This window comes from Streptomyces sp. NPDC057428 (genome assembly GCF_042803195.1).
Lineage (GTDB): Bacteria > Actinomycetota > Actinomycetes > Streptomycetales > Streptomycetaceae > Streptomyces.
The window spans coordinates 57,741-84,290 of record NZ_JBHVCT010000010.1 but is presented as its reverse complement, the minus strand read 5'-3'; the positions used below and the strand labels follow the sequence as shown (position 1 = coordinate 84,290).

Genomic DNA, 26,550 nt, shown 5'->3' with positions numbered 1-26,550 from the left:
GGGCGTGCCGCCTTAGCTCAGCTGGCCAGAGCAACGCACTCGTAATGCGTAGGTCTCGGGTTCGAATCCCGAAGGCGGCTCCATGTGGTGAACCCCAGGTCAAGCCTTTGACCTGGGGTTTTCTCTTTTGGTTGACCTTGGAATGCGGGCAGATCGGTCACTTGTGGTCTGTGCATCGCAATGCGTCGGTCGCGGGTTCGCTCCCTGTTGCCAGCGAGCCGCGACAAGGCTTTGACCTGCGACTTTGGCGCATTGAGCCCTTCGGTTGGTCGGGCAGGCAAATGCTCCGGTGGACAGTCGGTGGACAAGCGTGCGTGACAGCGCGTCAGAATCGCCTCGCCGCCCCTGGAAGAGGCGAGGGTTTCGAGTGCCTTGGGAATGGTGGTTGGCGGCGTAGGGCTTGTGCTGTTCCGACAGGCTGGGGTAACCCTGGTTGCCGAGGGGCGACGTCACGGGTGAGGTTCCTGCCGATCCTCCCACGGACGGGACCCCTGTCCGTGGGAGGATCGGCAGGTAGGTCGGAGTGCGGCGGAGGTGACGTCGTTGGTGGCGGACGAGGCGATGGCACAGCGCCTGCTGGGTTGGCTGGTGCCCGACGGTGACCCGCTCGTCGCGCTCTCGGCGGCCGAGGTCGAACGCTTCTGCTGGTACGAGCTGCCCCGCAAGTGGCACGCGGACACCCCTGAGCAGCGGCGGGCTGTCGCCGTCCTGGCCGACCTGCTGACCGGAGTCGGCCGCGTTCGGTCCGCCGCCGTGTGCACGAGCGCGACCACCGCCCAGGTGCTGGCGGCCTGGCAGCGCTCCGACGAGGCGGGTTTCGCGGCCTACCGCAAGGCCGTGGCTGCCTCGCCCACGACCCCGCCGGACGTACCCGAGCTGAGCTGGGGGCAGGTCATGGGCATCCAAGAAGCGCTGGCCCGTGCCAACCTCGAAGGTCGACTGGAGCAGGCTCTGGACGAGAGCGAGCTTGACCCAGACGCGCGTGCGTTCCCGGCCGCGCGCCGGCGGCTCGTCCAGCACTGGCTCACTACTGCGCAGCCCGTGTTCGAGGGCCGCGTCCCGCTGGAGGTCGTCCGCCGCGAACGGCGCGAGTTGTGGGCCGCGGCGCCCCTGACTGAGCGCCGCGCCCTGCTCGCCGCCGTACTGCCTGCCCTGGAGGAGTCGGCCGCGGCACCCGTGGACACGGCTGAGCCGCTGCGGTGGCTGCTGGAGCAGATCGGTGACGGCGTCACCCTGACCCAGGCCGGCTACCTGCCGCGGGAACTGGTGGCGGCCGCGTTCGCCCGCTACCCGCACTGGTACCCGATCGGCAAAGGGCCGCGCTCCGAGGCGGACCTCTTCCAGCTGGCCGATTTGCATGAACTCGCCCGCACCCACCGACTGGTGACCAAGCGCCTTCGTACGCTCAAGCTCTCGGCTGCCGGCCGTGCTCAGCTGACGGATCACCAGCTGCGCCAGCGCACGGCAGCGCTGGCCTGGCTCGGCACCACCGCAGCGGAGCGGCAGGTGGCCGAGTGCGCCCTCGGCGCGCTGTGGGCGGAGCCCCGGCTCCGCGAGGACCTGCGCGATGCCATCCATCCGGTGCTTGCTGCGGGCTTCACCCACGGCGACGGCACCACGATGGAGGTGGAGGACACCGAGCGGCTGCTGTGGAGGTTCTGGCACACCGGCCGCGAACTCGGCTACCTCGACGAGCGGGAACGGTCCATCGACGCCCCGATCTCCCTGTCCGCCACTGGCCGCCCGGCCGCCCTCGCCGCCCTGCGCCTCCTGGCCGAGGGGCCGCGCGACCGCATCTGAGCACGCCTCAGCGGGCTGTCAGGCCTGCGTCGGTGAGGCGCCGCATCAGCGAGGACTTGCCGCGGTGCTGCTCGCGCAGGTCGTGCAGGCGTCGGGTGAACTCCTCGGAGGTGCCCGCACGGCCGTGGACCTCGCGGAGATCCTTCAGAAGGGTGACGGCGGCGTCGTAGGGGCCGGGCTGCTTCTGCCCGATCAGGTGGGCGATGTCCTGCCAGGCTTGCTGGGTGTTCTCGGCCAGGCGGTCCAGGTGGCTCTCGCGAGCCCGCTGTTCGGCTCGGCGGGCCCGGGTGCGGGCCTGCTCTTGCTGCCAGGTGTGCTCGGTGCGCACCTCGTGGGCGGCGTCGAGGAGCTCCGCGGCTGAGCGGCGCCGGGCAGCGGTGGACGGTTCGGCCGTACCACGGGACGCGGCGCGGTGGCGGGCCAGCAGAGTGGGGCCCGGTTGCGGGGTGGTGCCCAGGGCGGCGTCCAGCAGCAGGGTGTCCTTCTCGTGTGGTGGGAGGGCGCGGATCCAGGCGGTGAGCGCGTCCTTGTCGATTGCCTGGGAAGGAGCGGCACCGCTGGCGCGGGCAGCCGCGGTGAGCAGATGCGGGTCGACGTGAAGGAAGTCGGCCAAAGCCCGCTGCGGGCCGGTGAGTCGGGCAAGGCCGGCGGGTACGGGCGGCTCGACGGTGGAGGTGTACTCGTCCTCGTCGACGTCCTCCTCCAGCTCCCAGCGGGTGAGCGCGGAGAGCCAGGCCAGATAGAGGGGGCGCAGGTCGCCCGCGGCGAGTTCGGTACGCAGGGTGGTGAACGAGGCGAGGGTGAAGGAGGTCTCGAAATCCCACTCGCCGTCGTCCTCGGACGAGTAGGCGAAGTCGAGCAGCAGGTGCCCTTTCCTGGTCCAGCAGGTCAAGGCGTCTTCCATGCAGTACGGTTCGGCGCTGCGGGCGGGCAGCAGTGTGGCGGGCAGGCGCAGCAGCAGACGCCGCGAGCCCCAGTTGGCGAAGTACAGATGGGCGTCATACACCTGCTCCATCAGTTTGCGCTCATCGCCGCGGAAGTTGCCGTACTGGTACTCGTTGACGAAGTGCGTCGCGCTGATCCGGGCCCGGCTCGACAGGGCCCGCACCTGCTCGAGCTCGTCCTTTGTCAGCGGTCGGTCGATGGCCTGGAACTCGTAGTACTGGTACTCGCTCACGGCTGTGCAGCTTACCGCCGTGCGTTGCGGCTCATGGAGCGGAGACCTGGCTTTGTCGCGTGCGAGGCGACTTGTTCCTGCCGCGGCTGGCCCGGGACGCCTGGCAGGCGCGGTTCCCTGAGCTGGCCGAGGTCGACACCCCGCGCCAGCAAGCTCGTCGACCACGGCACCGTGCACTTGATCGAGTGCACGGACCGCGCGCTCGCACTGCTGCCGACCGGAAGCCGCGGAGGCTGCGCGGCGTGGATGGCCTGTCCGAGGAGGCCGACCCGGCGTGGTTGCGGTCAGGGGCGGCCCTGGTGTGCGGCAGCCGGAGTTCTCGTACGAGGGCTCGCGTCCCGCGCGTTTCGGTAGGCTGGTCTGTGCGGGTGACGGAACGTGCCCGTTGCTATCCGTTCCGTTGCTCCCCGAGCGAGGTCGCTTGAGTACCGTCACCACTCGCCTTCCCATCGCTGACGGCTCGGCTCCGCGGCCCGAAGGACTGCCCGACGCGTTCGCGGTGCTGTTGGCCCGGCTGGGCGCGGCTGCGGTGGATCCGGTCACCTCGGTGCTGGTGGACGCGGCGGTGGAGGTGTGGCGCAGGCCCGGTTTCGACTCATTCCTGTCGCTGCCGCAGCTGTCCTTCGCGCCGTTCGGGTACCAGTTGCAGACCGCTCAGACGGTGCTGCGGCGGATGCGCGGCCGGGCGATCCTCGCGGACGAGGTGGGGCTGGGCAAGACCATCGAGGCGGGTCTGGTCCTGTCCGAGCTGCGGATGCGCAGGTTGGCGGATCGGACACTGGTGCTCACCCCGGCCGGGCTGGTGGAGCAGTGGCGCGAGGAGCTGGAGCGCAAGTTCGGCCTGCCGACGGTGATCGCCCGGGGCGGGGGCTGGGAGGAGGCGGGCGCGGAGCGGCCGGTGGTGCTCGCCTCGATCGCCGCCGCGCGCCGGGATCCGCTCAAGTCCCGGCTGACCGAGGGGCAGTGGGATGTGGTGGTGGCGGACGAGGCGCACCGGTTGCGCAATCCGCGCAGCGCCTCGGGGAAGCTCGCCCGGGCCCTGCGTGCCCGCTATCTGCTGCTGCTCACCGCGACTCCGGTGGAGAACCGGTTGCAGGACCTGTACGAGCTCGTGAGCCTGGTCGCGCCCGGGTTGCTGGGTACCCCTGCGCAGTTCCGCCAGCGGCACGCCGGAGCCGGGACGGATCCTTCGGCGCCGCGCAACCTGGACGAGCTGCGGGCCCGTACCCGTGAGGTGATGGTCCGGCACCGGCGCAGCGAGGTCGAGGTGCTGCTGCCGCAGCGGCTGGCCGAGACGGTGCTGGTGACGCCCTCGCAGGAGGAGGCGGAGCTGTATGCGGGGATCGCGGCCCGGATCAGGGCGGAGGCCAAGGGCGCGTCCTCGGCGCGGCTGCTGACCCTGCGCGGGCTGACCCGGCTGGCCGGGTCGAGCCCGCAGGCTGCCGCGCCCACCCTGGCCAAGGCGGGCTGGCCGGACCTGGCGGCGCTGGCCCGGGAAATCGAGGGATCCACCAAGGCGGATCTCCTGCTGGAGCGGCTGCGCCGGCACAACGGACAGGGGGAGAAGGTGTTGGTGTTCACCGCCTTCCGGCAGACCCTGGACGCGCTGGCCGCGCGACTGGAGCGCGAGGGCGTCCTGGCGGCGGTCTACCACGGCAGCCTCTCGCGCCGGGACAAGGAAGCGGCGGTGGCGGCCTTCCGCGATTCCGCGCCGGTGTTGCTGTCCACCGAGTCCGCCGGCGAGGGCCGCAATCTGCAGTTCTGCCATGTGATGGCCAATGTGGACCTGCCGTGGAACCCCATGCAGATCGAGCAGCGCCTGGGCCGACTGCACCGGGTGGGGCAGGAGCACGATGTGGTGCTGACCAATCTGGTCGCCCGGGGCACCATCGAGCAGCGGATCCTGCACGTCCTCGAATCCAAGATCAATCTGTTTGAGCTGGTCGTCGGCGAGCTCGACATGATCCTGGGCCGGGTGGACGAGGACTTCGACTTCGAGGCCTCCGTCTTCGACGCCTTCGCCACCGCAGGGGACGACGCGGAGTTCGCCGAACGCCTGGAGCGCCTGGGCAAGCGGCTGGTCAGTGCCCGCACGGACTACCTGGACAGCCGCGGCGCGGTCGACGCCCTGGTCGGCGGCGATGACGAGCAGGAGGCGGGCCGGTGATCCGCAAGGAGGCGGGGCTGGCCTTCTGGCTGGACTGGGTCGAGCACCGCGGTGGGCTGTGGGAGGACGCCGGGGACACCGCCCTGGCCCTCCTGCCCGCTGCCCTGGCAAGCGAGTTGGAGCTGCCCGAGGAGACCGCAGTCACCGTCGACCCCGATGTCGCCCGCGAAGACGGCGCCCTGTTGCTGGTGACCGGACACCCGGTGGTCGCCAAGGCCGCCGAGAGCGTTCTGGCCGCGGGCGACACCGGCACCCTCACCCTGGCCGCGCCGCGCTCCGTGCCGCCCGATGCCGCCACGTTGCTGTCCAAGGCCCGCGAGCATCTGCCGGTCGACCACGGTCGCCTGGATCCGCGCGCCGGCGCCACGCCCGAGCGGGCCCTGCGGCCGGTACTGCGCGTGGGCGCCCTGGTGGGCTACGAGCTCTCCGCGGAGAACCACTTCCAGGAGCAGGTCGAGGTGTTCGTCGACGTACCCAGCCGCCTGCGGGTGCCGACGAGGGTCAGCGAGCGCCTCGCCCGCACCGGCCATGACCCCCGTGCCGAGACCGCGCTGCCGGTCGGGCTCGCCGCCGCCGTGGACCACGCCTCCACCAGCCGGCCGGACCTGGCCGCGGCCCTCGCCGAGGCCCACCGGATGCTGGAGGCCGCCGCCGTGCTGCGCCGTGACGGGCTGGCCGGGCAGATCGGCGACGCGTACGCCAAGGAGCGCGTCCGCGCCGAGGCGTACTACGCCGCCGCCGTGGACTCCTTGGAGCGCCGTGCCGCCACCGCGCCCGAGGACCGCGCGGCGCTACTGCGCGCCCGCATCGAGAGCACCCGTGAGGAGCGCGCCCGCCGCCTGGCCGAGATCGCCGAAAAATACCGTGCCCGCCACACGCTCACTCCCTACCGGCTGCACCTGCTGAGAGTCCCGGTGCTGCGCTTCGCGCTGGATGTCCGCAGGGGCGAGCGGCGCTATCCGCTGGACCTGGACTGGCTGCTGCCCGCCGGAGAGTTCGCTCCACTGCGCTGCCCGGCCTGTGCCCAGAGCGGTGCGCCGCTGGTCGCGGCCAAGACCCACCTGGGCTGCGCCGGGTGTCTGGCCCCCAAGCACCCCACCCCGGTTCCAGCCCCGCAGTCCGTACCGCCGCCCCGCGACGGCGCCGCCGCATCCGCATCCGCATCCGCCGAAGGCGCGGTGGCGCCGGTGCGTGCGGGCGCCACCGTTGCCGCGGGGCCGCCGGCCGCACGAAAGCCCGAGGCCGCAGGCGGCGCCGCACCGCGGAGCGGGGGTGGAGCGAAGGCCGGGCGAACCGCCGAGGTGTCCGCAGCGCGCGCTGCCTCCTCCCGCCCCGGCTCCCGGCCCGCCACACTCGGCCACGCCCCGTCCCCGCCGCAGCGCCGATCTGTCGATCCGCAGACCCTGGACAAGCGCGCCTTCACCTTCTGGGAGCACGCCGCAGGCGGCGACCGCCGCAAGCTGGAGCGGCTGTGCGCCCCGGATTCGCCCGCCGCCGCCCTGCTGCGGCTGTACGGCGCGGCCGGGCCGCTGTACGGGATCGGCGTCGACTCCCGGGAGCGGGTGGAGTCCTGCAGCGCCGCGGTCCTCCCCGCCGAGGGGCGACGCGGCTGGGACAGTGCGGGAGGCGAGGTCCGCACCGACCGGGGACGCCATGACTACCTGCTGCGCTGGTCCCTCGGGCCCGACCGGCTGATCGTTGAGGTCCTGCCCCACCGGACTCCCTACGCGATGAACGCCAGCACCATGATGGCGCGCTACCGCGTGGGCGGTACCGAGCAGGCCACCCGCCTCCCGCGCCCCCGGGCCGAGCTGGAGCCGGTCGCCCACCTGCTGTGGCAGCGCACCCCGGCCCGGCACGGGGCGCACCTGACCGCGCGCGCCCTGGCCTCCTGGTGGCGGCTGGCCGACCCGCAGCTGCTGCTGGAGCGTTACCCTGCTGCGGTCCTCGCTGCCGCCACCGAGCGGTCCGCCTGCTACTGGAGCGGTGTCGGCGGGGGCGGTTACGGCGACGCGGCACGGCTGTGGCAGGTCCCCGAGGCCGACCTGCGCAAGGCCGGCACGCACCTGCAGCGCCTGCTGAAACTGACCCAAGACCAGCCCTGGTAGCCGCGCACCGCGCCCGGCCCGATCGGCCGGGCCGGTCCGTGCTGGCCGAGCGCGCGATGCCGCAGCTGGCCCGCTGGGAGTCCCGTTTCGGCTGGACGCGGACCGGGGGCCCGTGCCCTGGTCGGCGAGTCTCTGACCGAGCTGCCCGGGCACGAGGAACTGCACGCGTTCGCCGCCGAGATCGGGGCACCGCTGCCAGCCCGGGCACAGGGGGAGGCAGGGCGATTCTCCCGCTGAACGGACTCCGAGCCCACAGGCCTGTCCTGCTGCAGCGGGTCCAGGGCGGTCACGATGATCGGGACGACCGACGTCACGTGGTCGGCTCAGGAGGGGGCCTCCGCCGCCCCCGCGGGCGGGTGGCGCCTCACAGCTCCCGCGCCTGGTCGCGGATCGAGGCGTCGCCGACGTCGCTGACGGACACTACGGCAACCGGCGGACAGCGCTCACGCAGAGGCATACTGGGCGCATGGAGTCTCGGGTGCGGTACGCGGAGATCCGGCCCTACACGGTTCCGGAGACGCTGGAGGAGTTGGCCGGTCCGGCAGACGGGGTGGTTGTTCTGCCGACCGTGCTGGACTGGACGCCGAAGCGCGTCTACGACCTGTCGGACGACGTTGACCTGCGGATGCTCTATGAGACGGTCATCCGGGAGGCCATGCATGTGGAGGAACTGCGGAAGTTCCTGGAACCAGTGCTGCTCTCGGCCGTGTGGCAGAGGCTGTGGCTTCCGCCGCGCGCGCGATTGATGTGGGAAGGGCGATTCCCGCGACTGGCCCGCAGGGCTGCGTAGTATCCACCCGCATGGATCCCTTTCACGCCCGACTCGCCCGTATCGGTCTTGGAACCGCCGCGAGATACGGCTTCGTCCTGGCCGGCGGGTACGCGGTTCAGGCGCACGGGTTCCTGGAACGGTTGTCGGATGATGTCGACCTCTTCACGGACATCGCTGACCCGGTCGCCTTCTCCGAGGCCGTCGACGCGGTGGCTGCGACCTACCGGGCGGCGGGCCTCACCGTTGAGGTGGAGAAGTCCGGTGGGGTGTTCGCCCGGTTCGCGGTTGGTGATGAACAGGGGCGCATGGCGAAGGTGGAACTTGGGTGCGACTGGCGGGCTCGCCCGCCTGCCGTGTTGGAGATCGGCCCGGTCCTCCACCCCGATGACGCGGTGGCCAACAAGGTGACCACGCTGTTCGGACGGGCCGCGCCACGGGATTACCTCGACGTGAATGCCGCGCTCGCCTCCGGGCGGTACTCGGGTGGGCGGCTGCTGCAGTTGGCGTCGGAGCACGACGCCGGGTTCGATCCGCGCTACTTCGCCCAAGCGCTGCGGGCGGTCGACCGTTGGCCGGACCGGGAGTACGAGGCCTACGGTGTCGATGGCGACCATGTGGAGGACATGCGCCGACGGTTGCGCGCCTGGGCGGCTGAGATCCTCGATGAACGGCTCGACGAGAGATGACCCAGCCAGCTGGTGTTGACCCTGAGCACCCACAGGCGCGGGCGACTTCGCCGGCTACGGCGTCTCCGGCACCCGAGCAGGGGGACACGGTGACCGAACCCAGCGAAGGGGCGCTTGTCGAGGTCCTACAGTGACCTCCGTTCGTCTCTCGGCCCGGTTGACAGCATCGTCGGGAGCCCAGCTCCGGTCTCGCTGGTGTGACGGTGACAACCCCTCCGGTGGACAGCCGGTGGACAGACGCCTTTGGACGGTGCATCACGGGGTGACACGGATCAACCTGCTGCACATGCTCTGATCAGGAAAAACATCACTGAGCGGCACGGCGAGGCGCCAGGCAACACGAACGCTCATGGTCTCGTAATGCGTAGGTCTCGGGTTCGAATCCCGAAGGCGGCCCTGAGGAACCCCAGGACTCACTCGCCGTGACCTGGGGTTTCTTGTTTTCGTTGACCTTGGAATCCGGGCCGATCGGGCACGTGCGGTCTGTGCGTCGCAATGCGTAGGTCTGGAGTTGACGACCAGTGGCGATTGCGGATTGCGGGGCTGTGACCTCGGCATTTGCTCATGGCTGGCGGTCTCCCCGGCCCCGTCCGGTGCGAGCTGGTGGCCATTTGGTGGCCAGGCGTGCAGAGGCCGTGCAGACGGCTCCCCGGTCAGCCTCGCGGTTTCTCGCATGAGAGTTGTGCCATCCGGACAATCGCGCGATCGGCCGAGTTTTCCTGGGGCGTTGGACGACGCGCTGCTTTACTTATCGGTGGTCCCAACATGGAGAACGTCCCGTCGCGGATGAAGGGCCCTTCGCGAGAGGTGGATGACCAAGTTCCGCATCGTCCACGCCCTGGTCGGTGGCTTTCAAGCGTCGGCAGGAGGCACCGGAGGCACACGGGTACGTATTGCTGGTCCGGCCGCTCTAATCCAACCCGCCGGACAAGGGGCAGCGGGCTACTCGTCGTCGGGCAGGGGCGCTCCTGCCGCTCGCAACTGCTCACGGACGTCCCAGCCGTAGGCGTGAGCCAGGTCCTCGCCCGCGTAGTTCAGGACCTGGTCGCCTTCGTGGTAGCCCTCGCAGGCGGCGAGTCCGTCGAGCACGCCCAGAGCGATCTCGCGGGCGGCACCGGTGAACCCGAGGCCCAGGCGGCGGGTGATGTCCTGCTTGTACGGCTCGAGGGCTTCTCCCACCAGGCTGCCCGCCGCCTCGTACACCTCGACGTATCCGAATCCCGGCTGGTGCCCGGTACGCAGGTCGTTGATCTCCAGTTCCCGCAGGGCGTCTTCGACCATGACCGCGGTTTCCTGCCGCAGCCCTTCGGTGTCCGCCCGCCGCGCACGGCCGTACCGTGCCGGGCCCGGGCTGTCGAGGAGGGCGACCGCCAGCCGTCCCACGTCAGCCCGCAGTTCAGGCCGCTCGGCGAGCAGGGACTCGAGTACCTGCCCCTTCTCGGCCGCGGTCAACTGAGCGTACGCGTTCTGCGGATCGACCGTGTCCGTGTCCCGCGCGGGAGCCGGCGCCCAGCGGAGACCGGAGGCGATGGCGTCGAGAGCGAGTGCCACCGCGTGCGGGCAGAGTGTGGTGACCCTGGCGTCCGCGCAGTGGCATTCGCCGGTCAGACGGCGGTTGACCACGCCCACCCAGACGTCGTACGTCCCACTGTCCGTGGTCACCGAGCCGCTCGCGCCGCCGTCGGTGGCCACGGTGTCCGAGACCGTGTCCGCGTCCCTCAGCCGCTGCCCGGCGCGGAAGGACTCGTCGGTCGTGGACGTCTTCACGGCTGTCTCGTTCACTACGGCTGCCATGTCCGTCATCCAACAACACCGCCACCGTACGACGCTACCGTTCCCGGTGCCGCAGGGGTATGACGGTGCGGGGCGTACGGCCGGGCAGGACAGCGGCCTGGGTGGGAGGTCTGACAGGATCCTGGGGTGACCCGTTTCAGCTCCGCGCTCACCGATCATCTGCGCGATATGCCGGCCCAGGCCCTCGCCGACATGCTCCGGGCCCGTCCCGACGTCGCGGCCCCACCACTGCCGGCGCTCCCCGAGCAACTCGCGGTCCGGCTTGCCGATCCCGACCGTGTCCAGGCCGCCGAAGAGTGTCTGAGCCGCCCCGAGGCGCAGGTGTTCGAAGCCGCCTGGGCCTGTGCCGCCGAGATCGTGGACCCTCATGTTCCCACCGGCGGGAGGCGTGGTCCGTGGCCGAGGGTGGAGAGCGAGGCGGTGCTGCTCGCGCTCTTCGAGGACGTGTCCGCACTGCTCGGAGCCACCGGGCGGAAAGCAGCTGCCGATGTGGCGTTCTTCGTGGACAGGCTCGCGCTGCGTGGTCTGGTCGCGGCCGCGCCCGAAGGGCTGCGGTTGCATCCGGCGTCGCGCGGACGATACGCCGCTGCGTTGGGTCTCGACGGTCGTGTGCTGCCCATGCTGGAGGCTCTCAACGCGGACGAGGTGCGGGTGATCGCCCGGAATCTCGGTGCCAAGGTGACCGGTCTGAGCAAGGGACCGCTCGTCGAGGTCACCGCGGCGCTCTTGAGTGACGGCGCCCGGCTGGGGACTCTGCGTGCTGCCGTACCCGAGGAATGCCGGGAGCCGGCCGAGCTGATGCTGGACGCTCTCATCGATACCGGCCGGTGGGACGGCTACGTACAGTACGAGACACTGCGCCGGAACCCGTCGCCGCGGCTGTCCCCCGAGGGGTTGGCCCAGTGGTGGCTGCGGGTCCACGGCCTCGCCTTCGGTGGCGGTCACCGTCATCTGCGGATGCCCCGTGAGGTGGCGCTGGCACTGCGTGGTGAGGACTACCGGGCCCCGTTCACCCCGACCGCACCGGCACTCGCCTCGGCGCCGCAGCAGATGGCGCGGGTGACCCGGGAGGGCGCGGCCGCGGCCGCCACCGCTGTCCGCCGTGTCGACGACGTGCTGCGTACGGCTGTCGAAGCCCCGGTCCCCTTGTCGAAGGACTCCTCCGGTGTGGGAGCCAGGGAACTGAGCCGCCTGGCCAAGACCCTGGGCTGTCCGCGGACCGAGACGGCCTTCTGGCTCCACCTCGCCGTCCACGCCGGACTGCTCTCCCCCGTGGGCCGGGGACTGTGCCCCGCTTCCGGCTACGAACGATGGCGGCGTGGTACGCCCGCGGCCCGCCTGGCGGCCCTGCTCCGATCCTGGCCCACCCTGCCCGCGTTGCCCCTGCTCGTGGGTCCTGAAGCCCCGGCCCTTCTGTCGGACGAGGCCGAAAGGGCAGGAGCCGCGGGCGCTCGGCAGGCGCTGACCGAGGTGCTGCGGGCCCTGCCCGAGGGCCATGGCGTCCATGAGGACGAGGACGAGCTCGTGGCCGCCGTGGTCTGGGGATGCCCGAAGCCTTTTGACGCTCCCGGAGACGAAGAGCTGGCCGGGCTGCGCCGTCGGCACTGCGCGTCGTACGCGCGCTACGAGGCGGACCGGGGGCTCGAGTCGGGCTGGGGCGGCGACGATTACGGGGACGAGGACTACTTCGAGCTCAACGGCGACGACTGCGACTGCGCGGGCTGCTACAAGGCCGCAGCCCTGTTCGCCGCCTCTCCCCGGCCCGCGGATCTGATTGCGGCGCTGTGCGCGGAGGCCACCCTGCTGGGGGAGGCGGAGAGCGGAGCCGCGTCGGTCACCCGACGTCCACCGGCCGGGGAACCCGCCGCGGACAAGGACGATCCGGTCGAGGACATGGCCGTACCCGACCCCTTGCGATGGGCGCACGCCCTGCTGGCGGCGGGCGATACGGAGCCACCCGTCCTGCGCGGCCGTGCGCCGCACATCGCCCGGGCCGCACCGGACCTCGCGGCACGGGACTGCGTGCGGCTCGCCGACGCCATCGAGGACGGCAGACCGGTACGACTACAGGTGCGTGGCCAGGGTTCTGTCATCGCTCTGGCACGGCCCGTCCTGGTGATGGACAGCTACGTCAGCACCCTCGCTCCGGACGGCACCGAGGACTACGGCGAGATCCACCCGCTGTCTCAGATTCTGCGGGTGCTGCCGGCGGGGGATTCCCGGAAGAACACGGACGGAGAAGGAGAAGGACATGGTCATGGATGACAGCTCAGCGGAGCGGCTCAGGGACCTGGTGGCGGAGGCGACCGTCGACGCCCATGACGAGGAGGAACAACTCATGGGTCTGTACACCATGCTCGAGGAGGAGTTGGTTCTTCCCTTCACGACGCAGGTGCTCGGCCTCGACGTGCGCGTGGAGGAGATCACTTTGCGCGCGGGTGGTGGTGTGGTCGTCCTGTGCCGGCACGGCGGACATGAGCAGGCGATCGCGATCCTCGACCTGCCCCTTCCGGAGCCCCGCCCGGAGGGATCCGAATGGATCGAGGCATACCGTTACTGGGCCCCGTAGGAGCCGGGCGCCGAAGTGCGCCGATAGGCTTGCCCGATGAACGAGGTTCTCCCATCCGGTCAACCAGCCACGCCGTACACGAAGTTCCGCACCGCGCTGGGTGGTGATCCTTCCGCGGCCGAGTGCGAGCGGTGGGCTATACAGCATCCCGGAGATCCGGAGGAGCCGTGCGCCCTGGTGGACGCCGGCTGGGCCACGGTGCGAAGCGGCGGCGACGGGGAACGCGCCCTCGCGCTGTTCCGTCGAGCGGCGGAGTTCGGCGGCGAGTTCGGGCGCGACGGGCGGGTCGGCGTGATCGACTGCCTTTATACGGCGGGACACGAGGCGGAGGCCGATACCGCGGAGCGGGCGTTGCGGCTGGAACTGGCTTCCCTCCCACTCGAGACCGCCGTACTCCGGATCTACGACGACATGGTCGAGGTGCTGTGCGAAGCGGAACGGAGCGAGCTCGCGTTGGAGTGGTGCCGGATGGCCCTCGACCGCGTCGGTGGACGTCCCGAGGGGCCGGAGCTGACCGCGTTCCGCCGCCGGGCGCTCATCGACCGCGGCATCCTGCGCCGTGAACTCGGCATCGACCTGGACGAGGAGGACCTGGCGGCCGAGGCCGAGGCCGACGCCTCGGTCAGAGAGGTGAGCGAACTTGTCCGGGAGCGGCTCGACGCGCTCTCCGCCAGGTCGGGGCCGGGTCTGCCGGATGCCGGGGAGGCGTTCGACTCCGTGGTGCTGCGCTGGGCAAGGCAGGACTTCGAGCAGGTGCGGGAGCGCTGGCCGGAGCCGACCGCGCACTACGGTGACGACTACGACGCGTATGCCGCCCGGATCCAGCGGGAGGCCCGCGGCTACGACGAGGCCGGCGCCGCCCGTGTGCATCTGGTCGTCGGCACCCTGGTCGATTTCGAGGCGTACGCCCTCCGTGAGGGGCGCGACCCGGCCGGTCAGGAGACGCGCCAGGAGTACGGCGAGTGGCGTTCCGTGGCCCACCCGGAGCAGACACTTCTCTGGCCGCCGGCCCGCAACGGACCGTGCTGGTGCGACTCGGGCCGAAAGTACAAGAAATGCTGCGGCAGCCCGGCGAAGAACTGATCGGCGGGGCCGGGAGAGGACGGCGATCCGCCTGACCCCGCCACATCGCGTGGTGCCGGAGCAGCGGTTTCGCAAACGATGGCCGGCACCGTTCCCGGCCCGGGGCGTCCGCGGGTGTGGACTACGCTCGGTCGCCGTGTCGATGAGCCGGATGAACCGCGAGGAGTTCTTCGCCAAGCTGGCTGGGCTGGATGAGGAGCGCCTGAGGAAGGCGTTGTGGAACCTGTACCGGCGGGGTGCCGCGCCGGTGCGGGAGCGGATCGAGGCGGAGATCGCCCCGGCTCCGCCCGCCCTCGTGTGCGGCCTCGGGAGGAGGTCCCCGATCCGGTGCGGGTGCGCGAGGGGGTGCGCGAGTTCGTCGCGTTGGCGCGGGCCAGCTCGTACCTCGCGGGGGTCCACCGGGTCTCGCCCAAGGAGCGGCCCCGCTGGCGGTTCACGTTCCGCCTCTTCCGGTACGAGTCGACTCGTGAAACCGCCGCTACGCAACTGCTCGAAAGCCGCCGCCACGTCGTCGGGAATCTCCTGGTCGATGACACAGGTGGTGATCTGGGCTGCGTTCACGCGGGCCATGAGGGCGCCGACGAGCGTGCCGCCGAGTCTGCGGGGCAGGGCGAAGTGCCGGGTCAGGTCCATGGGTCCAGCGTGCCCCCGGGCTGGTCGTGTCGATGCCGGATCGGCGCCGATCCTGGGGGGCATCAGGGTCGACCCCTACGCGTGCGCGGGCGCCGCCAGGGCCGCCCCGACTGTCCACCCGCCATCGGTCCGCCTCGCCGGCGGCTGAATCCCTAGACTGTGTGCGTGTCGGTGTTTCCAGGAGTGGGCGCGGAGGACGGAGGTGCGCGATGACCGTCACTGAGGATCGGCCGCAGATGCTGGCCGAGGAGTTCGAACGCATTGCTGCTGCTGCTGAGCGCGAGGGCGTTCGGCTGGAGTTCGTCCACGGGAAGCTAGGGGTCAAAGCCGTGCCGGACGGGGATCACGACGAGATCATCCGCTGGGTTATGGAGCACTGCATGCAGCAGCGCTCGGACCTGTGGCTCTACCCGGAACGCGGCTTGAAGGTGGAGACCTACCGCAGAGGCCATGCGAAGCCGGACGGAGCCTTGGCGCCCAAGGGCAGTTTCGCCGGCCAGGGGGAGTGGGCGGTGGCTGACCAGGTAGTGATGGTGGTTGAGGTGACGTCGTACGACACCGACACCGACAAGCGGGACCGGGAGGACAAGCCGCGCGCGTATGCGGAGACCGGCATCCCGGTGTACTTGCTGATCGACCGGGACTCCTGTGAAACGCTGGTGTACAGCGAGCCCGATGACGGCTCTTACGGCAACATCGCCCGGCGTTCCTTCGGCAAGACGATCGCACTGCCTGCTCCAGTGGGGATCACTCTGGACACCGAGCCGTTGAAGGACTGGGTGCGCTGACGTGGGCGGTGCGGACTTCGTAGGACGGGCCGGCTTTGAGGTCAGGTGATCAAGCTGATGGCGCGCCTGCGGGGTGCTTGTGGGGAAGCGACAAGCCCTGTACATCGCCCTCCAGTCCCTGCGGAAGCCGGTTCGGTGGCCGCCTGGTGGCCGGACGCCTTTGGACGGTGCATCACGGGGTGGCACGGCCCAACCTGTCGTATGTGCTCTGACCAGGCAGAATGTCACTGGATAGCACGACGAGGCACCACACAACATGATCACTCATGGTCTCGTAATGCGTAGGTCTCGGGTTCGAATCCCGAAGGCGGCTCTCTGGTGAACCCCAGGTCGGGCCTCTGACCTGGGGTTTCTTGTTTTGGTTGACCTTGGAATTCGGGCCGATCGGGCACGTGCGGTCTGTGCATCACGATGCGTGGGTGTGGAGTTGGCGGCCAGTGGCGGTTGCGGACTGCGGGGCTGTAACCTCGGCATTTGTTCATGGCTGTCGATCTCCCTGGCCCCGTCCGGTTCGAGCTGGTGGCCATTTGGTGGCCAGGCGTGCAGAGGGTGTGCAGATGGCTCCTCGGTCAGCCTTGCGGATTTCGCATGGGAGTTGTGCCATCCGGACAATCGCGCGGTCGGCCGGGTTTTCCTGAGGCGCGGGCGACGACGCGCTGCCTCACCATCGGCCGTCCCGGCGAGACGAGCTGTATCGCATCGTCGGTCCACCTCGTCGCCAGCCGCCCGGGCCACTTCCGCGGTCGTCCCGGCTATGTCTTCGGCATCCCCGTCGACTCCATGAACGGCATCCTGGACGCGGCCCAGTGCTACCTGGCCTGGCTCGGTGCGCAGGGCACCTTCGGCACTGTGCACCCCTGGGCGGCCGTCGTTGCCGGTGACCTGGCCCAGCGCATCCGGTGGCGGACGCCTGGGGCCCGGCCGAGGGGCGGGACGGCTGCTGTGGATGTGCGAGCGGACGGGCGTGTACGCCGCGGGCGCGGGCCGCGCGCCACATCTCGGTGATCCAGCTGTGGAACGGTGCGACCACCACCCCTCACAGCGGCGACGGTGAACACTCTGCTTCTGTCGGCCGGCGACCCGTCCGATCTGTCGGCGGGGTGCACAGGAGCGGTGGTCTTCACACCCGGGGGCCGGCTGGGGACGGGATAACTCGGGGCGTACGCGGAGATCCGCCTCTGAGCCGGCCGCAGGGCGGGTCTCCACCACGGCCACTGCCCGGTAGCCGCGTGAAGCGGGCGCAAGGTAGCACAGGTGGCGCGGGCCGGGGAGCGGCTTACACGCACCGGTCGGGATACGGCACACTGGTGCGGGTCCGATGGTCTCCAGCCGGACGAATATCAGCTGAAGCACGGGAGGCCGAAACATCCGTGAGTGACAAATCCGACGCTCCGGAGCCGCACGCTCCGGACCCCGTCGACGAGGGCGCGTTCGGTATCGACGCGTTCTCCCTCGACGACCGGCTGCGGCTGTTCCACTTCGCCGCCGCCGAGAAGCGCCACGAGTACCTGTGGCTGCTGCGGGCCTTCGACCGCGGACGCGCCAACTACCAGGTGCTGCTGCACGCCTCGGACGCGGTGGGGCTGCTGGAGCGGTTCGCCGTCGACCACCCCGCCGCGGGCGCCGTGGGTGGCTCGGCCGGCGTTCAGTCGTTGCTCGACGCGCTCGCGGAGTGGCAGGTGCTGGACCGGTCGTACGACGGGACGCGCGCCGCGAACCTCGCCGAGTACCGCAACCGCCACTACGTGTACCAGTTCACCCAGGCCGGATACCGGGCGTATCGGGCCGTGGAGGACGTGCTCGGCGCGAGTCTGGAGGACGCCCAGCTCTCCCGCCTCGTCTTTTCCGACATCCTCGGCGACCTGCGCGCGCTGGCCGAGGCCAACGCCGCGGGCGACGGCGAAGAGGTGTACCGCAAGCTCGGCCGCCTCGACTCCGTGCTGAACGAGATGGCCCAGCGCGCCGCCCGCTTCTACCTCATGCTGGGCGACCTGGCGCGCACCAACGACACCCGGCCCGAGGTGTTCCTCGCCCATAAGGACACGCTTCTCGCGCACATGCGGGAGTTCACCGCCGAGCTCGGCCGCTACGCCCCGCTGCTCGCCGAAGCGGTCGAGAAGGCCGCGGCCACCGGTGTGGACCGCATGATCGAGTACGCGGCCGAAGCCGACGAACGGCTCTTCCGCAGCCCCGCCGAGCGGCTGGCCGACTGGCGGCACCGGTGGGACGGCATCGTCCACTGGTTCGCCGAGCGCGAGCACAGCGAGACCGAGCGGCTGCAGGACGCCACCGTCACCGCGATCCGCTCCGTCCTCGCCCTGCTGCGCCGGGTCACCGAGGCGCGCCGGGGCGGGGTGAGCCGTGAGAGCCAACTGCGGCATCTCGCCCAGTGGTTCACCTCCTGCGAGAGCGACGAGGACGCGCACGCCCTGTTCCAGGCGGTCTTCGGGCTCGGCGCGCCCCGCCACATCGCCGTCCCGTACGCAGACCCCGAGCGGATCCCGGGGCGTACGTCCTGGTGGGAGGCCGAACCGGTCGAACTCGCCCGCACCCTGGTCCAGTCCGGCCGCACCCCCGCCCTGTACGGCCCCGGCCGCATCGACCGCGACGACGACCGGCGGGCCCTGCTCCGCGCCGAGCAGCTCAAGGAACAGGCCGAGCGGCGCGGTGCCGCGAACTCCCTCGCGTCGGACGGGGTGTACGGCCGGACGCTCGACGAGCCCGAGACGCGGGCGCTGCTCGCCTTGCTGGATGCGGCCCTCGCCGCCCAGGTCCCCGCCAGCCGCCGGGTCACCGCGGCCTCCGGTGCCGCCCACGGGGTACGGCTCACCCTCACCCCCGCCGAGGGCTCCACCACCGTCGACACCGTGCGTGGCCGCCTCCATCTCGACGGGCTGCGCCTGGAAGTCACCGCATGAGCGAGGTCACCGCATGAGCCGTGTCGCCGAGGGCGTCTCCCCGCTCGAACTCGCCGACTACCAGAAGGCGGTACGGCTCGTCCTGCGGCATTCGCTGGTCACGCCCGGGTACCCGGACAGGGCGGCGCTGGCTACCGTGCGCCGCTGGGCGGACCAGCTGCGCACCGATCTGATGGAGGTGCTCGGGTACCGGCTCGTGACCACAGCCGACACCGCCCGGCTGCAGCGCGCCCAGGACGGACTGGACGCCACCCGCCCGGCCCTCACCCGCGCGGGACGGCCCTTCGACCGGCGCCGCTACGCCTACCTCGTCCTCACCCTCGCGGCGCTGGGCCGCCACGGCGCGCAGGTGGCGCTGGGGGAACTCGCCGACGCGGTCGCCGCCGACGCCGTACGCATCGACGGACTAGGCCTGGACACCGCGCGCAAACCCGACCGGGACGCCTTCGTCGACGCCGTCACCTGGCTCACCGAGCGCGGCGCGCTCACCCTCGCCGACGGCTCCGCCACCGCCTGGGCCGGCGACCCCGAACGCGCCGAGGCCCTGTACGACATCGACCGTGAGATTCTCCTCGCCGTCCACCACCCGACCCGCGTGCTCCAGCACCTGACCTCGGTCACCTCGCTCCTCGACTCCTCCGGCGCGATGGGTCTGTCCGCCGGCCGCGCCGCCCAGCGTCGCGACCAGGCGCGCCGCGCCCGCCGCCTGGTACTGGAGAACCCGGTCGCGTACTACGCCGACGCCGACGCCGAACTTCTGGGCCAGTTGCGGGCCCCCGCCCTCACCGAGGACCTGGAGCGGCTGACCGGGCTGAGGGCGGAGCGGCGGGCCGAGGGGGTGGCGCTCATCGACACCTCCGGCAGGCTGTCCGACCTCCGCTTCCCCGGCGGCGGTACGGTCGCGCAGGCCGCGCTGCTGCTCGCCGCCCGGATCAGCGCCGCCGTGCAGCGGTCCGGACGGCACGCTCTCCAACTGCTGCCCGCGCCCACCGCCGCCGAACGCCTCGTGGCCCGCGCCCGGCGTATCGACGGCGCTCTGCCGTCGCGGGGGATGGTCGCCGAACTCGCCGAGCTGGATGAGGAGTTGGTGTACGAGGTGTCCGGCGACGCGGCTCAGGAGCCGGCGGAGGCCCGGTATCCCTTCGTCACGGACTCCTGGCTCCGGGGGAGGCTCAAGGAGATCACCGCCGAGTACGGCGCGGGCTTCGCCGCCGACCTGCGCGGTGACCCGGACCGGCTGCTCGGCCAGGCGCTCGGCCTGCTGGCCGCCATGTCGCTGATCGTCCGGGTCGACGGTGGGGCCCTCGCCCTTCCCCTCCTCGCCCGCTACCGCGGGGTCACCGCCCGGGTGAAGACGCGTAGCGCCCTCCAACCACCGCCCCAGACCGTCCTGTTCGCTGATGACACCGCCAAGGACCCGACTCCGTGAGCACCCCCGTTCCCCTCCTGTCCGCCCGGTTCGTCCCCACCCGTGCCGGGATCATCAACCTGTGGGACTACCGGGACGAGGAGTTCTCCTTCGCCGGTGGCTGGCTGGTGCTGCGCGGGCCCAACGGATCGGGCAAGACCAAGGCCCTCGAAGTCCTCTTCCCGTTCGTCCTCGACGGCCGTATCGACCCCAAGCGGCTCAACCCGTTCGCCGCCGAGGACCGCACGATGAAGTCCAACCTGCTCTTCCGCGGGCAGGACAGCGCGCTCGGCTACGTCTGGATCGAGTTCACCCACGGGGAGACCGGCCAGGCCGTGACCTGCGGCATCGGGCTGCACGCCCAGCGGCACCGCGACACGCCTGCTCGCTGGCACTTCGTCGCCGAGGGCCGGGTCGGCGAGGACTTCTCCCTCCTCACCGACGACGACCGGCCGATGACGAAGAAGCAACTCGCCGCCGAACTCGGACGCGAACTGATCGCCTCCACGGCCGACTACCGTGCCGCCGTCGACCAGCGCCTGTTCGGTCTCGGCCCGGAACGGTACGAGCAACTGCTCACCCTGATCCTCACATTGCGCCGTCCGCAGCTGGCCAAGAACCTCGACCCGGCCAAGCTCTCCGACACCCTTACGGCCGGTCTGCGACCGCTGGACGACGACCTGATCGCCGAGGCGGCCCGCTCGTTCGACGACATGGAGTCCGTGCAGCGCACCCTGGAGGGGCTGGTCGCCGCCGACGACGCCACACGCGCGTTCCTCGCGAGCTATTCCACCTATCTGCGGGTCCACGCCCGTGCCGCCGCAGACCGGCTCACCGCCCGCCGCGCCGAGTCCGCCGAGCGCGCCGCCACGCTGCGCACCGCCACGGCGGACCTGGCGGCGGCCCGCGAGCAGCAGGCCACCGCCGAGATGCGCGCCGAGTCCGCCGACGCGGCGCTCGCCGCCCAGCGCTCCCGGCTCGACCAACTGCGCTCCTCCGCCGCGTACCAGGCCGTCGAGCAGCTGGCCGACCTGGAACGCCTGGTGCGCACCTGCGAACAGACCGCTCGGCAGGCGACCGCCGAGCGTGAACGCCGTACGGCCGCCACCGGCCGTGCCCGCGCCGAGGCCGAACATGCCGCGCGGCTGGCCGCGGAACTCGACGCCGCCGTCTCCCGGGACGCCGCCGCCGTCGCAGACCACGCCCACACCGCCGGCCTCCCGTGGACCCCGGCCGACGCCGAGCCCGCCCGCATCGTCGACCGCTCCGCCGCACTCGCCGCCGCCCGCCACGACGGCGTCCGGGCCGTGCGTGCCGCCCAGCAGGCGGCACGAGGCGCCGAGCAGACCCGTGACCTCGCCCGGGTCTCACTCGACCGTGCGCAGGAGGCCGTCACCGCGGCCGAGACCGCGGAGACCGCCACCGAGTCGGCTCTGGAATCCGCCCGCGAACAGGCCCGCACGGCGCTCGGCCAGTGGACGAGCGCCCATGGCACGCTTCTCCCGAAGGCCGGTGCCGCCCGGCTCGCCGAGGCCCTCGAACTCACCGGCGAGGCCGAGGCGGTCACGCTCGCCGACGCCTTCGCCGAGGCCACCGCACCCGCTGTGCAGGAGCTGCGCGACACCCTCGCCTCCCTGCGCGCCCGGCGCACGGACGTCGAGCACAGCCGCGCCGAGACCGAGGCCGAACGCGACCGGATCGCCGCGGAACACGACGACGCCCCGCCCCCGGCCCGGGGCCGTAGCATGGACAGGGCGCTTCATGACGGCATCCCGCTGTGGCGGCTCGTCGACTTCGACGGAGAGCTGACGGTACGCCAGCAAGCCGGTCTGGAAGCGGCCCTGGAGGCGTCGGGTCTCCTCGACGCCCTCGTCACCGCCGAAGACACCCCCGTGGAGGCCGGACACAGTGAGGGCTACCTCCGTGCCGGCGCCCCGGTGAACGGCCCGAGTCTCGCCGACCTCCTGCGCCCCGAGATCCCGGAGAACCCCCAGGGCGCGGCGGCCATCCCGACCGCCGCGCGGATCGCCGCCGTGCTGCGTTCCGTCGCCGTCAGGGGCGACCTCGACGCCGGCATCCCGCACATCGGCCCCGACGGCCGGTACGCGGCCGGGGTCCTGGTCGGCGCCCACACCAAGGAGCACGCCGAGTACGTCGGCGCGACCGCCCGCGCTCGTCGGCGCGCGGCCCGGATCGCCGCCTGCGAGGCGCTGTTGGCCGAACTCTGCGCCCAGCTCGATGAGTTGGCGCACGTCCAGGCCCGCACGGACGCCGCGCTGGAGGCGCACGCCGCCGCCCGCGCCGCCCTGCCCCGCACCACCGGCATCACCCAGACGCTGCGCGAACTCGACCGGGCCGCGGCGAGGCTGCGCGCCACCCGTGACGCCGCCGACGCCGCCCAGGGCTCGTACGACGAGTCGGTGGCCGCCTGCTCGGTCGCCGAGCGCGCCCTGCGCCGCACCGCGGCCGAGCACGCGATCGAGACCGAGCGTGTCGACGCCGTCGAGACTGCCACCCGCGCCTTCGAGACGGCGGTCCGTGAACTGGCAGCCCGCCGCCGCGAACACGCCCGCCAGAGCGAGGCGGCCGAGGCCGCAGCCGACCGGCTCGGCGCCGCCGCGGAGGACGAGGAGGCGGCGGCGGACACCGAGCGTGCTGCACGCCGCCGGCACGCGGAGGAGGCTGCGGGACTTGAGGCCCTCCAGGAAGCCGTCGGGGCCGAGGCGCGGGAGGTGATGCGTCAGGTGCAGGACGCCGAGGACGGGATCGACGCCCTGGTCCGGGAGGCCGAGGCGGCCCGAACCGTCCAGCACACCGCGATCGCGGGCACCGCGGCGGCCGAGGCCCGCCGTACGGCCGCCGCCGAGGCCGGGGCGGTCGCCGAGGCGGAGGAGAAGGACACCGCCCGCGGTCTGCGCCCGTACGCCGCCCGTGAACTCCTCGACCTCCTGCGCTGCCCGTCGCACCTTGCCTGGCCCGCCCAGGAGGCCGACTGGGCCGGTGGGGCACTACCGTCGGCCGTGGCCGCCGTACACGAGGCGATCCTCTCCGCGACCCGCGACCTCACCCCCACCGAGACCAGCCTCAAGCAGTCCGTCACCCGTCTCACCAGGGCGCTGGACGACCTGCAGGCGCAGCTCGCCGCCGCCGGACAGGACTACCGGCCCGAATGGGACGGCTCCGACGGTGTCATCCTCGTCCGCGTGGCCGACGAGGAGGGGCCGCTGCCCGTGGCGGCCTTCGCTCAGAAGATTTCCTCCCACCGGCGTGACCAGGCCGAACTGCTCTCCGAGTCCGAGCAGCGCATCCTGGAGGACGCCCTGCTCACCCGGCTCGCCCAGCAGATCCACGAGCGCACGGTCGACGCCCGCGACCTGATCCGGCGGATGAACACCGACATGCGCCGACGCACGATGTCCTCGGGGACGACGGTCGGGGTGAGCTGGCTGCTCGCCGACCACCTCGACGACGAACAGCGCGCCGTCTGCGCCCTTCTCGACGCGGACGCCGCCCGCCTCGGTCCGGAGGGGCTGGCCCGGGTGCGCGTCCACTTCGCCGCGCAGATCAAGACCGCCCGCGCCCGTCACCGAGACCAGCCCTACCGCGAGCTGCTCGCCGAGACCCTCGACTACCGGCGCTGGCGGCAGTTCGCGTTCCAGCTCGTACGCCCGGACAAGAGCGAGGAGCGACTCACCCGCGCCCGGCACAGCCGCCTGTCCGGCGGTGAGCAGTCCGTGTCGCTGCACCTGCCGCTGTTCGCCGCTGCGCACGCCATGCTCAACTCCGCAGATCCGCACGCCCCGCGTCTGCTCGCCCTTGACGAGGCCTTCGCCGGGGTGGACGACACCGGGCGCGGCGAACTCATGTCACTGGCCGCGCAGTTCGACCTCGACCTGTTCATGACCGGCTACGACCTGTGGGCCGCCCACGCCTCCGTGTCCGCAGCCGCCCACTACGACCTCGCGCACACCGCCGTCGACCACACCGTCTCCGCGCTGCTGCTCGTCTGGGACGGCGCCCGGCTCCTCGCCGACGATATCGGCGACCTCACCGCCGCCCTCGGCTCGCCCGGCACCCGGCGCGTCCCGACGCCCGAGGAGGCCCCGGTTGCCGGCTGAGCGGCGCGCGTACGACGAGTACGAGGAGTTGCGGGGCGAGGGATGGACCCGGCTGCTCGCCGCCGCCCGCCGCAGGCTGGAGCGCACCGGCGGTGCGCTCGACGCCGACATCGGGCTCACCGGGCCCAGCGAGGCGGAGCGTCGCACCGTCATCGGGATCACCGGCCGTTACCGGCCCGAGACCGCCAAGCGCCTCGCCGTACCCCTGAGTGATCTGGACGGGTATCTGTACGGCCGTTACGGCGCCGGTCTCCTCCAGACCCTCGGCCGTCTCCACGGCCCGCTGCGTGACCGGCCGGCCGAACGGGCCGACGAGGAGGCACGCCGCGAACAGGCCCTTGAGTCCGCCCACTCCAGTCGGCTCGCCGGGCAGGGGTGGTTCGCCGCCTGGCTGGAGCGGATCGCCGCCGACGGCACTCTCACCCGTCTCGTACGCCGGGGGGACGCGCCGCTTCTCGACGCGGCGTTGCGCGTCCTGGAAAGGCTGACCGTTGACGGGGAGCACTCCGGGGACTCCCCGAACCGGGTTCCCGGTGTCCTGCCCCTTCCGGTGCTCGCCGAGTGGGCCACCGGCGACACCAAGGCCCTTGTGCCCGGCGCTCCGCTGGAACAGCTCGTCCTGCGCGCCCTCGCCCAGCGCGCCGGTGACGGGTGCACCGTCCCGCGCGAGCGGGCAGGGCGGCGCGCCCTGTGGGAGAGCGCCGGAGCCATCGCCGACGACCTCGCCAGCCAGGTACTCGTCCTCAACATCGGTGCCGAGGGGGACACCGTGGTCTGCGACTGGCTGCGCGACGCCGCGGACTTCGGCATCCCCTTCCGGCTGACCCTCCACCAACTCGCCACCGACCCCGTCGTCCCCGCCGCCCGCACCATCTTCGTCTGCGAGAACCCGGCAGTGCTGCGCGCCGCCGCCGGCGAACTCCGGTCCGCCAGCCGCGCCGCGGCCCTCGTGTGCACCGAGGGCGTCCCGTCCGCCGCCTGCCACAAACTGCTCGGCGACGCCGTACGCGCGGGAGCCCGGCTGCACTGGCGCGCCGACTTCGACTGGGCCGGCCTGCGTATCACCGCGGACGCCGTGGCCCGCCACGGCGCCCGCCTCTGGCGGATGACGGCGGCCGACTACACGGCGGCACTCGACGAGGGCGAGACCACACCGCTCGCGGGACCGCCCGCGACCAGCCCCTGGGATCCCGCACTGGCCCTCGCGATGGAGGCGTCGGGCAGCACGGTCATGGAGGAACGCCTCCTGCCCGCCCTCCTGTCCGACCTCACCCGTGCCTGATCCGGCGACAGCGCCCGAGGAGAACGCTCCCGAACGCCGACTCCCTGCGCCGTCCCTGGGGGATCCCGTTCCGGTCACCGGGACACGGAACTCTTCAGCGGCCATCGGCGGCCTCGATGATGGCGTCATCGCCGACCGGCTGCCTCAGTGGGCGTCGGTCTCCGGCTCGGGTCGGGGGAGCTCGTCGAGGTCGAGGGTGAAGGTGCGGCCGTCGGCCAGGGGGATGGGGAGTTTACCGGTGCCGTATGCGTGGGTGTGTGCCGCGATGTAGCCGGACCCGGTGGGCTGGGTGTGCACGACGACTTCCTGGGCGTACGGGTCCACGATCAGGTAGATTGGGATGCCGTAGCGCCCGTACTTGGCGGTGCAGTCGTCGTAGTCCTTGCGCGCGGAGGAGGTCGAGACGACCTCGGAGATCAGCAGGACGTCCTCGAAGCTGTAGCGCTTGCCCTCCTTGCGCGCGTCCTCGCGCAGGATGGCCAGGTCGGGAGCGGAGTTCTCGTCGGCCGGGAAGTCGATGTAGACGTCCGAAGGTGTCTTCGCGTGCCGCCCGAGCGACAGGATCGTGTCGTACTGCATCGACTTGATCGTGCTGGAGTGCTCTTCGCTCTGCGGCGTCATGATGATTTTTCCGTCGGCGCCGAAGAACACCACGTATCCTGCGGGGAACTGGGTGTGGATGATCGTGTCGACACTCATGTAACGGTGCTCCTTCCCGTGTGCCGTCATGATACGGCGGACAGAGCCGTCCCACGGGAGGACTTCCGTGACGTGCGCGCACCACAGGGGGTAACCGTCCGTCCGCACGAGCGGGCGCTGTGAGGCCGGCGGGCGTGAACGGGGCCCGTGAATGCTTGTAGCCTGACAGGTGGCACTTACCTGGCCCGACTGGCACCGCCGCCAGGCATGATCACTCACGAGTCGCTACCGGCGGCAAGCCGCGTACCAGACATGAAGATCACGATCTGCAGATTGAGCCAAGTGGCGCTGGCCCGGATGTCCAGTGAGTGGGGGGCTCTGTCCGAGTCCGACAACTCGGTGATTCGAACCGTACGCTTTCGGGAGTGCCCGATCCGGTGGCCCCTCGGTGGCCGGACGCCTTTGGACGGGGCAGCGTGAGGTAGCAGGGGGCAACCTGCCGCAAGTGCTCTGATCAGGCACGACATCACTCGGCGGCATCACGCAGTATCCGGCAACACGATCCCTTACGGTTTCGTAATGCGTAGGTCTCGGGTTCGAATCCCGAA

General features: G+C 71.6%; 16 protein-coding genes and 1 tRNA gene. 14 read left to right on the top strand and 3 right to left on the bottom strand.

Annotation, left to right across the window (positions count from 1 at the left end; translation table 11 throughout):
- Positions 1–6 precede the first annotated feature (6 nt).
- Positions 7–83 (top strand) — tRNA-Thr (locus ACFU5K_RS06540).
- A 451-nt stretch (positions 84–534) separates the two neighbouring features.
- Positions 535–1,800 (top strand): hypothetical protein, encoded by a 1,266-nt coding sequence (locus ACFU5K_RS06535; protein WP_384057628.1) that lies wholly within the window; start codon positions 535–537, stop codon positions 1,798–1,800.
- A 7-nt stretch (positions 1,801–1,807) separates the two neighbouring features.
- Here ACFU5K_RS06535 and ACFU5K_RS06530 read toward each other — a convergent pair whose 3' ends face one another.
- Entirely contained in the window at positions 1,808–2,977 is a 1,170-nt protein-coding gene (locus ACFU5K_RS06530) for a hypothetical protein (RefSeq protein ID WP_384057626.1), read from the bottom strand.
- Between the two features lie 421 nt (positions 2,978–3,398).
- Between ACFU5K_RS06530 and ACFU5K_RS06525 the strand changes: the two genes are divergently transcribed.
- The 4 genes from ACFU5K_RS06525 (at position 3,399) to ACFU5K_RS06510 (ending at position 8,710) form a co-directional block, all read left to right on the top strand.
- Positions 3,399–5,144: a DEAD/DEAH box helicase gene (locus ACFU5K_RS06525; RefSeq protein WP_384057624.1), complete on the top strand. Its 1,746-nt coding sequence runs from the start codon at positions 3,399–3,401 to the stop codon at positions 5,142–5,144.
- The gene (locus tag ACFU5K_RS06520) at positions 5,141–7,252 is read left to right on the top strand and encodes a hypothetical protein (protein ID WP_384057623.1); all 2,112 of its coding nucleotides are present in this window, start codon (positions 5,141–5,143) and stop codon (positions 7,250–7,252) included. The genes ACFU5K_RS06525 and ACFU5K_RS06520 overlap by 4 nt, the downstream gene beginning before the upstream one ends.
- Before the next feature lie 466 nt (positions 7,253–7,718).
- Entirely contained in the window at positions 7,719–8,042 is a 324-nt protein-coding gene (locus ACFU5K_RS06515) for a hypothetical protein (RefSeq protein ID WP_384057621.1), read from the top strand.
- 11 nt (positions 8,043–8,053) lie between these two features.
- Positions 8,054–8,710: a nucleotidyl transferase AbiEii/AbiGii toxin family protein gene (locus ACFU5K_RS06510; RefSeq protein WP_384057619.1), complete on the top strand. Its 657-nt coding sequence runs from the start codon at positions 8,054–8,056 to the stop codon at positions 8,708–8,710.
- Between the two features lie 942 nt (positions 8,711–9,652).
- Here ACFU5K_RS06510 and ACFU5K_RS06505 read toward each other — a convergent pair.
- Entirely contained in the window at positions 9,653–10,504 is an 852-nt protein-coding gene (locus ACFU5K_RS06505; RefSeq protein ID WP_384057617.1) for a hypothetical protein, read from the bottom strand.
- A 126-nt stretch (positions 10,505–10,630) separates the two neighbouring features.
- Here ACFU5K_RS06505 and ACFU5K_RS06500 point away from each other — a divergent pair, with 126 nt between their 5' ends.
- The 8 genes from ACFU5K_RS06500 to ACFU5K_RS06465 all read left to right on the top strand — a co-directional run bounded on the left by ACFU5K_RS06500 (position 10,631) and on the right by ACFU5K_RS06465 (position 25,303).
- The gene (locus ACFU5K_RS06500) at positions 10,631–12,769 is read left to right on the top strand and encodes a hypothetical protein (RefSeq protein WP_384057615.1); all 2,139 of its coding nucleotides are present in this window, start codon (positions 10,631–10,633) and stop codon (positions 12,767–12,769) included.
- The gene (locus ACFU5K_RS06495; RefSeq protein ID WP_384057613.1) at positions 12,762–13,073 is read left to right on the top strand and encodes a calcium-binding protein; all 312 of its coding nucleotides are present in this window, start codon (positions 12,762–12,764) and stop codon (positions 13,071–13,073) included. The genes ACFU5K_RS06500 and ACFU5K_RS06495 overlap by 8 nt, the downstream gene beginning before the upstream one ends.
- 36 nt (positions 13,074–13,109) lie before the next feature.
- Positions 13,110–14,156: an SEC-C domain-containing protein gene (locus ACFU5K_RS06490; protein WP_384057611.1), complete on the top strand. Its 1,047-nt coding sequence runs from the start codon at positions 13,110–13,112 to the stop codon at positions 14,154–14,156.
- 842 nt (positions 14,157–14,998) lie between these two features.
- Positions 14,999–15,577 carry a Uma2 family endonuclease gene (locus ACFU5K_RS06485; RefSeq protein ID WP_384057610.1) on the top strand — a complete coding sequence of 193 codons (579 nt, stop codon included), beginning with the start codon at positions 14,999–15,001 and terminating at the stop codon, positions 15,575–15,577.
- Between the two features lie 1,370 nt (positions 15,578–16,947).
- The gene (locus ACFU5K_RS06480; protein ID WP_384057608.1) at positions 16,948–18,495 is read left to right on the top strand and encodes a TIGR02677 family protein; all 1,548 of its coding nucleotides are present in this window, start codon (positions 16,948–16,950) and stop codon (positions 18,493–18,495) included.
- Positions 18,496–18,508: 13 nt separating this feature from the next.
- A complete protein-coding gene (locus ACFU5K_RS06475; RefSeq protein ID WP_384057606.1) occupies positions 18,509–19,924 on the top strand; it encodes a TIGR02678 family protein in 1,416 nt (471 codons plus the stop codon).
- The gene (locus ACFU5K_RS06470) at positions 19,921–24,021 is read left to right on the top strand and encodes a TIGR02680 family protein (RefSeq protein ID WP_384057604.1); all 4,101 of its coding nucleotides are present in this window, start codon (positions 19,921–19,923) and stop codon (positions 24,019–24,021) included. The genes ACFU5K_RS06475 and ACFU5K_RS06470 overlap by 4 nt, the downstream gene beginning before the upstream one ends.
- Positions 24,011–25,303, top strand: coding sequence for a TIGR02679 family protein (locus ACFU5K_RS06465; protein WP_384057602.1), 1,293 nt, complete (start codon positions 24,011–24,013; stop codon positions 25,301–25,303). The genes ACFU5K_RS06470 and ACFU5K_RS06465 overlap by 11 nt, the downstream gene beginning before the upstream one ends.
- Positions 25,304–25,447: 144 nt before the next feature.
- Here ACFU5K_RS06465 and ACFU5K_RS06460 read toward each other — a convergent pair whose 3' ends face one another.
- Positions 25,448–26,002 (bottom strand): Uma2 family endonuclease, encoded by a 555-nt coding sequence (locus tag ACFU5K_RS06460; RefSeq protein ID WP_384057600.1) that lies wholly within the window; start codon positions 26,000–26,002, stop codon positions 25,448–25,450.
- Positions 26,003–26,550 lie beyond the last annotated feature (548 nt).

Excerpts from the sequence above, each read along its gene's own strand:
- ACFU5K_RS06495 (WP_384057613.1), top strand. The coding sequence starts at position 12,762 with ATGGATGACAGCTCAGCGGAGCGGCTCAGGGACCTGGTGGCGGAGGCG.
- ACFU5K_RS06510 (WP_384057619.1), top strand. The coding sequence starts at position 8,054 with ATGGATCCCTTTCACGCCCGACTCGCCCGTATCGGTCTTGGAACCGCC.
- ACFU5K_RS06475 (WP_384057606.1), top strand. The coding sequence starts at position 18,509 with ATGAGCCGTGTCGCCGAGGGCGTCTCCCCGCTCGAACTCGCCGACTAC.
- ACFU5K_RS06460 (WP_384057600.1), bottom strand. The coding sequence starts at position 26,002 with ATGAGTGTCGACACGATCATCCACACCCAGTTCCCCGCAGGATACGTG.
- ACFU5K_RS06505 (WP_384057617.1), bottom strand. The coding sequence starts at position 10,504 with ATGGCAGCCGTAGTGAACGAGACAGCCGTGAAGACGTCCACGACCGAC.
- ACFU5K_RS06490 (WP_384057611.1), top strand. The coding sequence starts at position 13,110 with ATGAACGAGGTTCTCCCATCCGGTCAACCAGCCACGCCGTACACGAAG.
- ACFU5K_RS06485 (WP_384057610.1), top strand. The coding sequence starts at position 14,999 with ATGACCGTCACTGAGGATCGGCCGCAGATGCTGGCCGAGGAGTTCGAA.
- ACFU5K_RS06515 (WP_384057621.1), top strand. The coding sequence starts at position 7,719 with ATGGAGTCTCGGGTGCGGTACGCGGAGATCCGGCCCTACACGGTTCCG.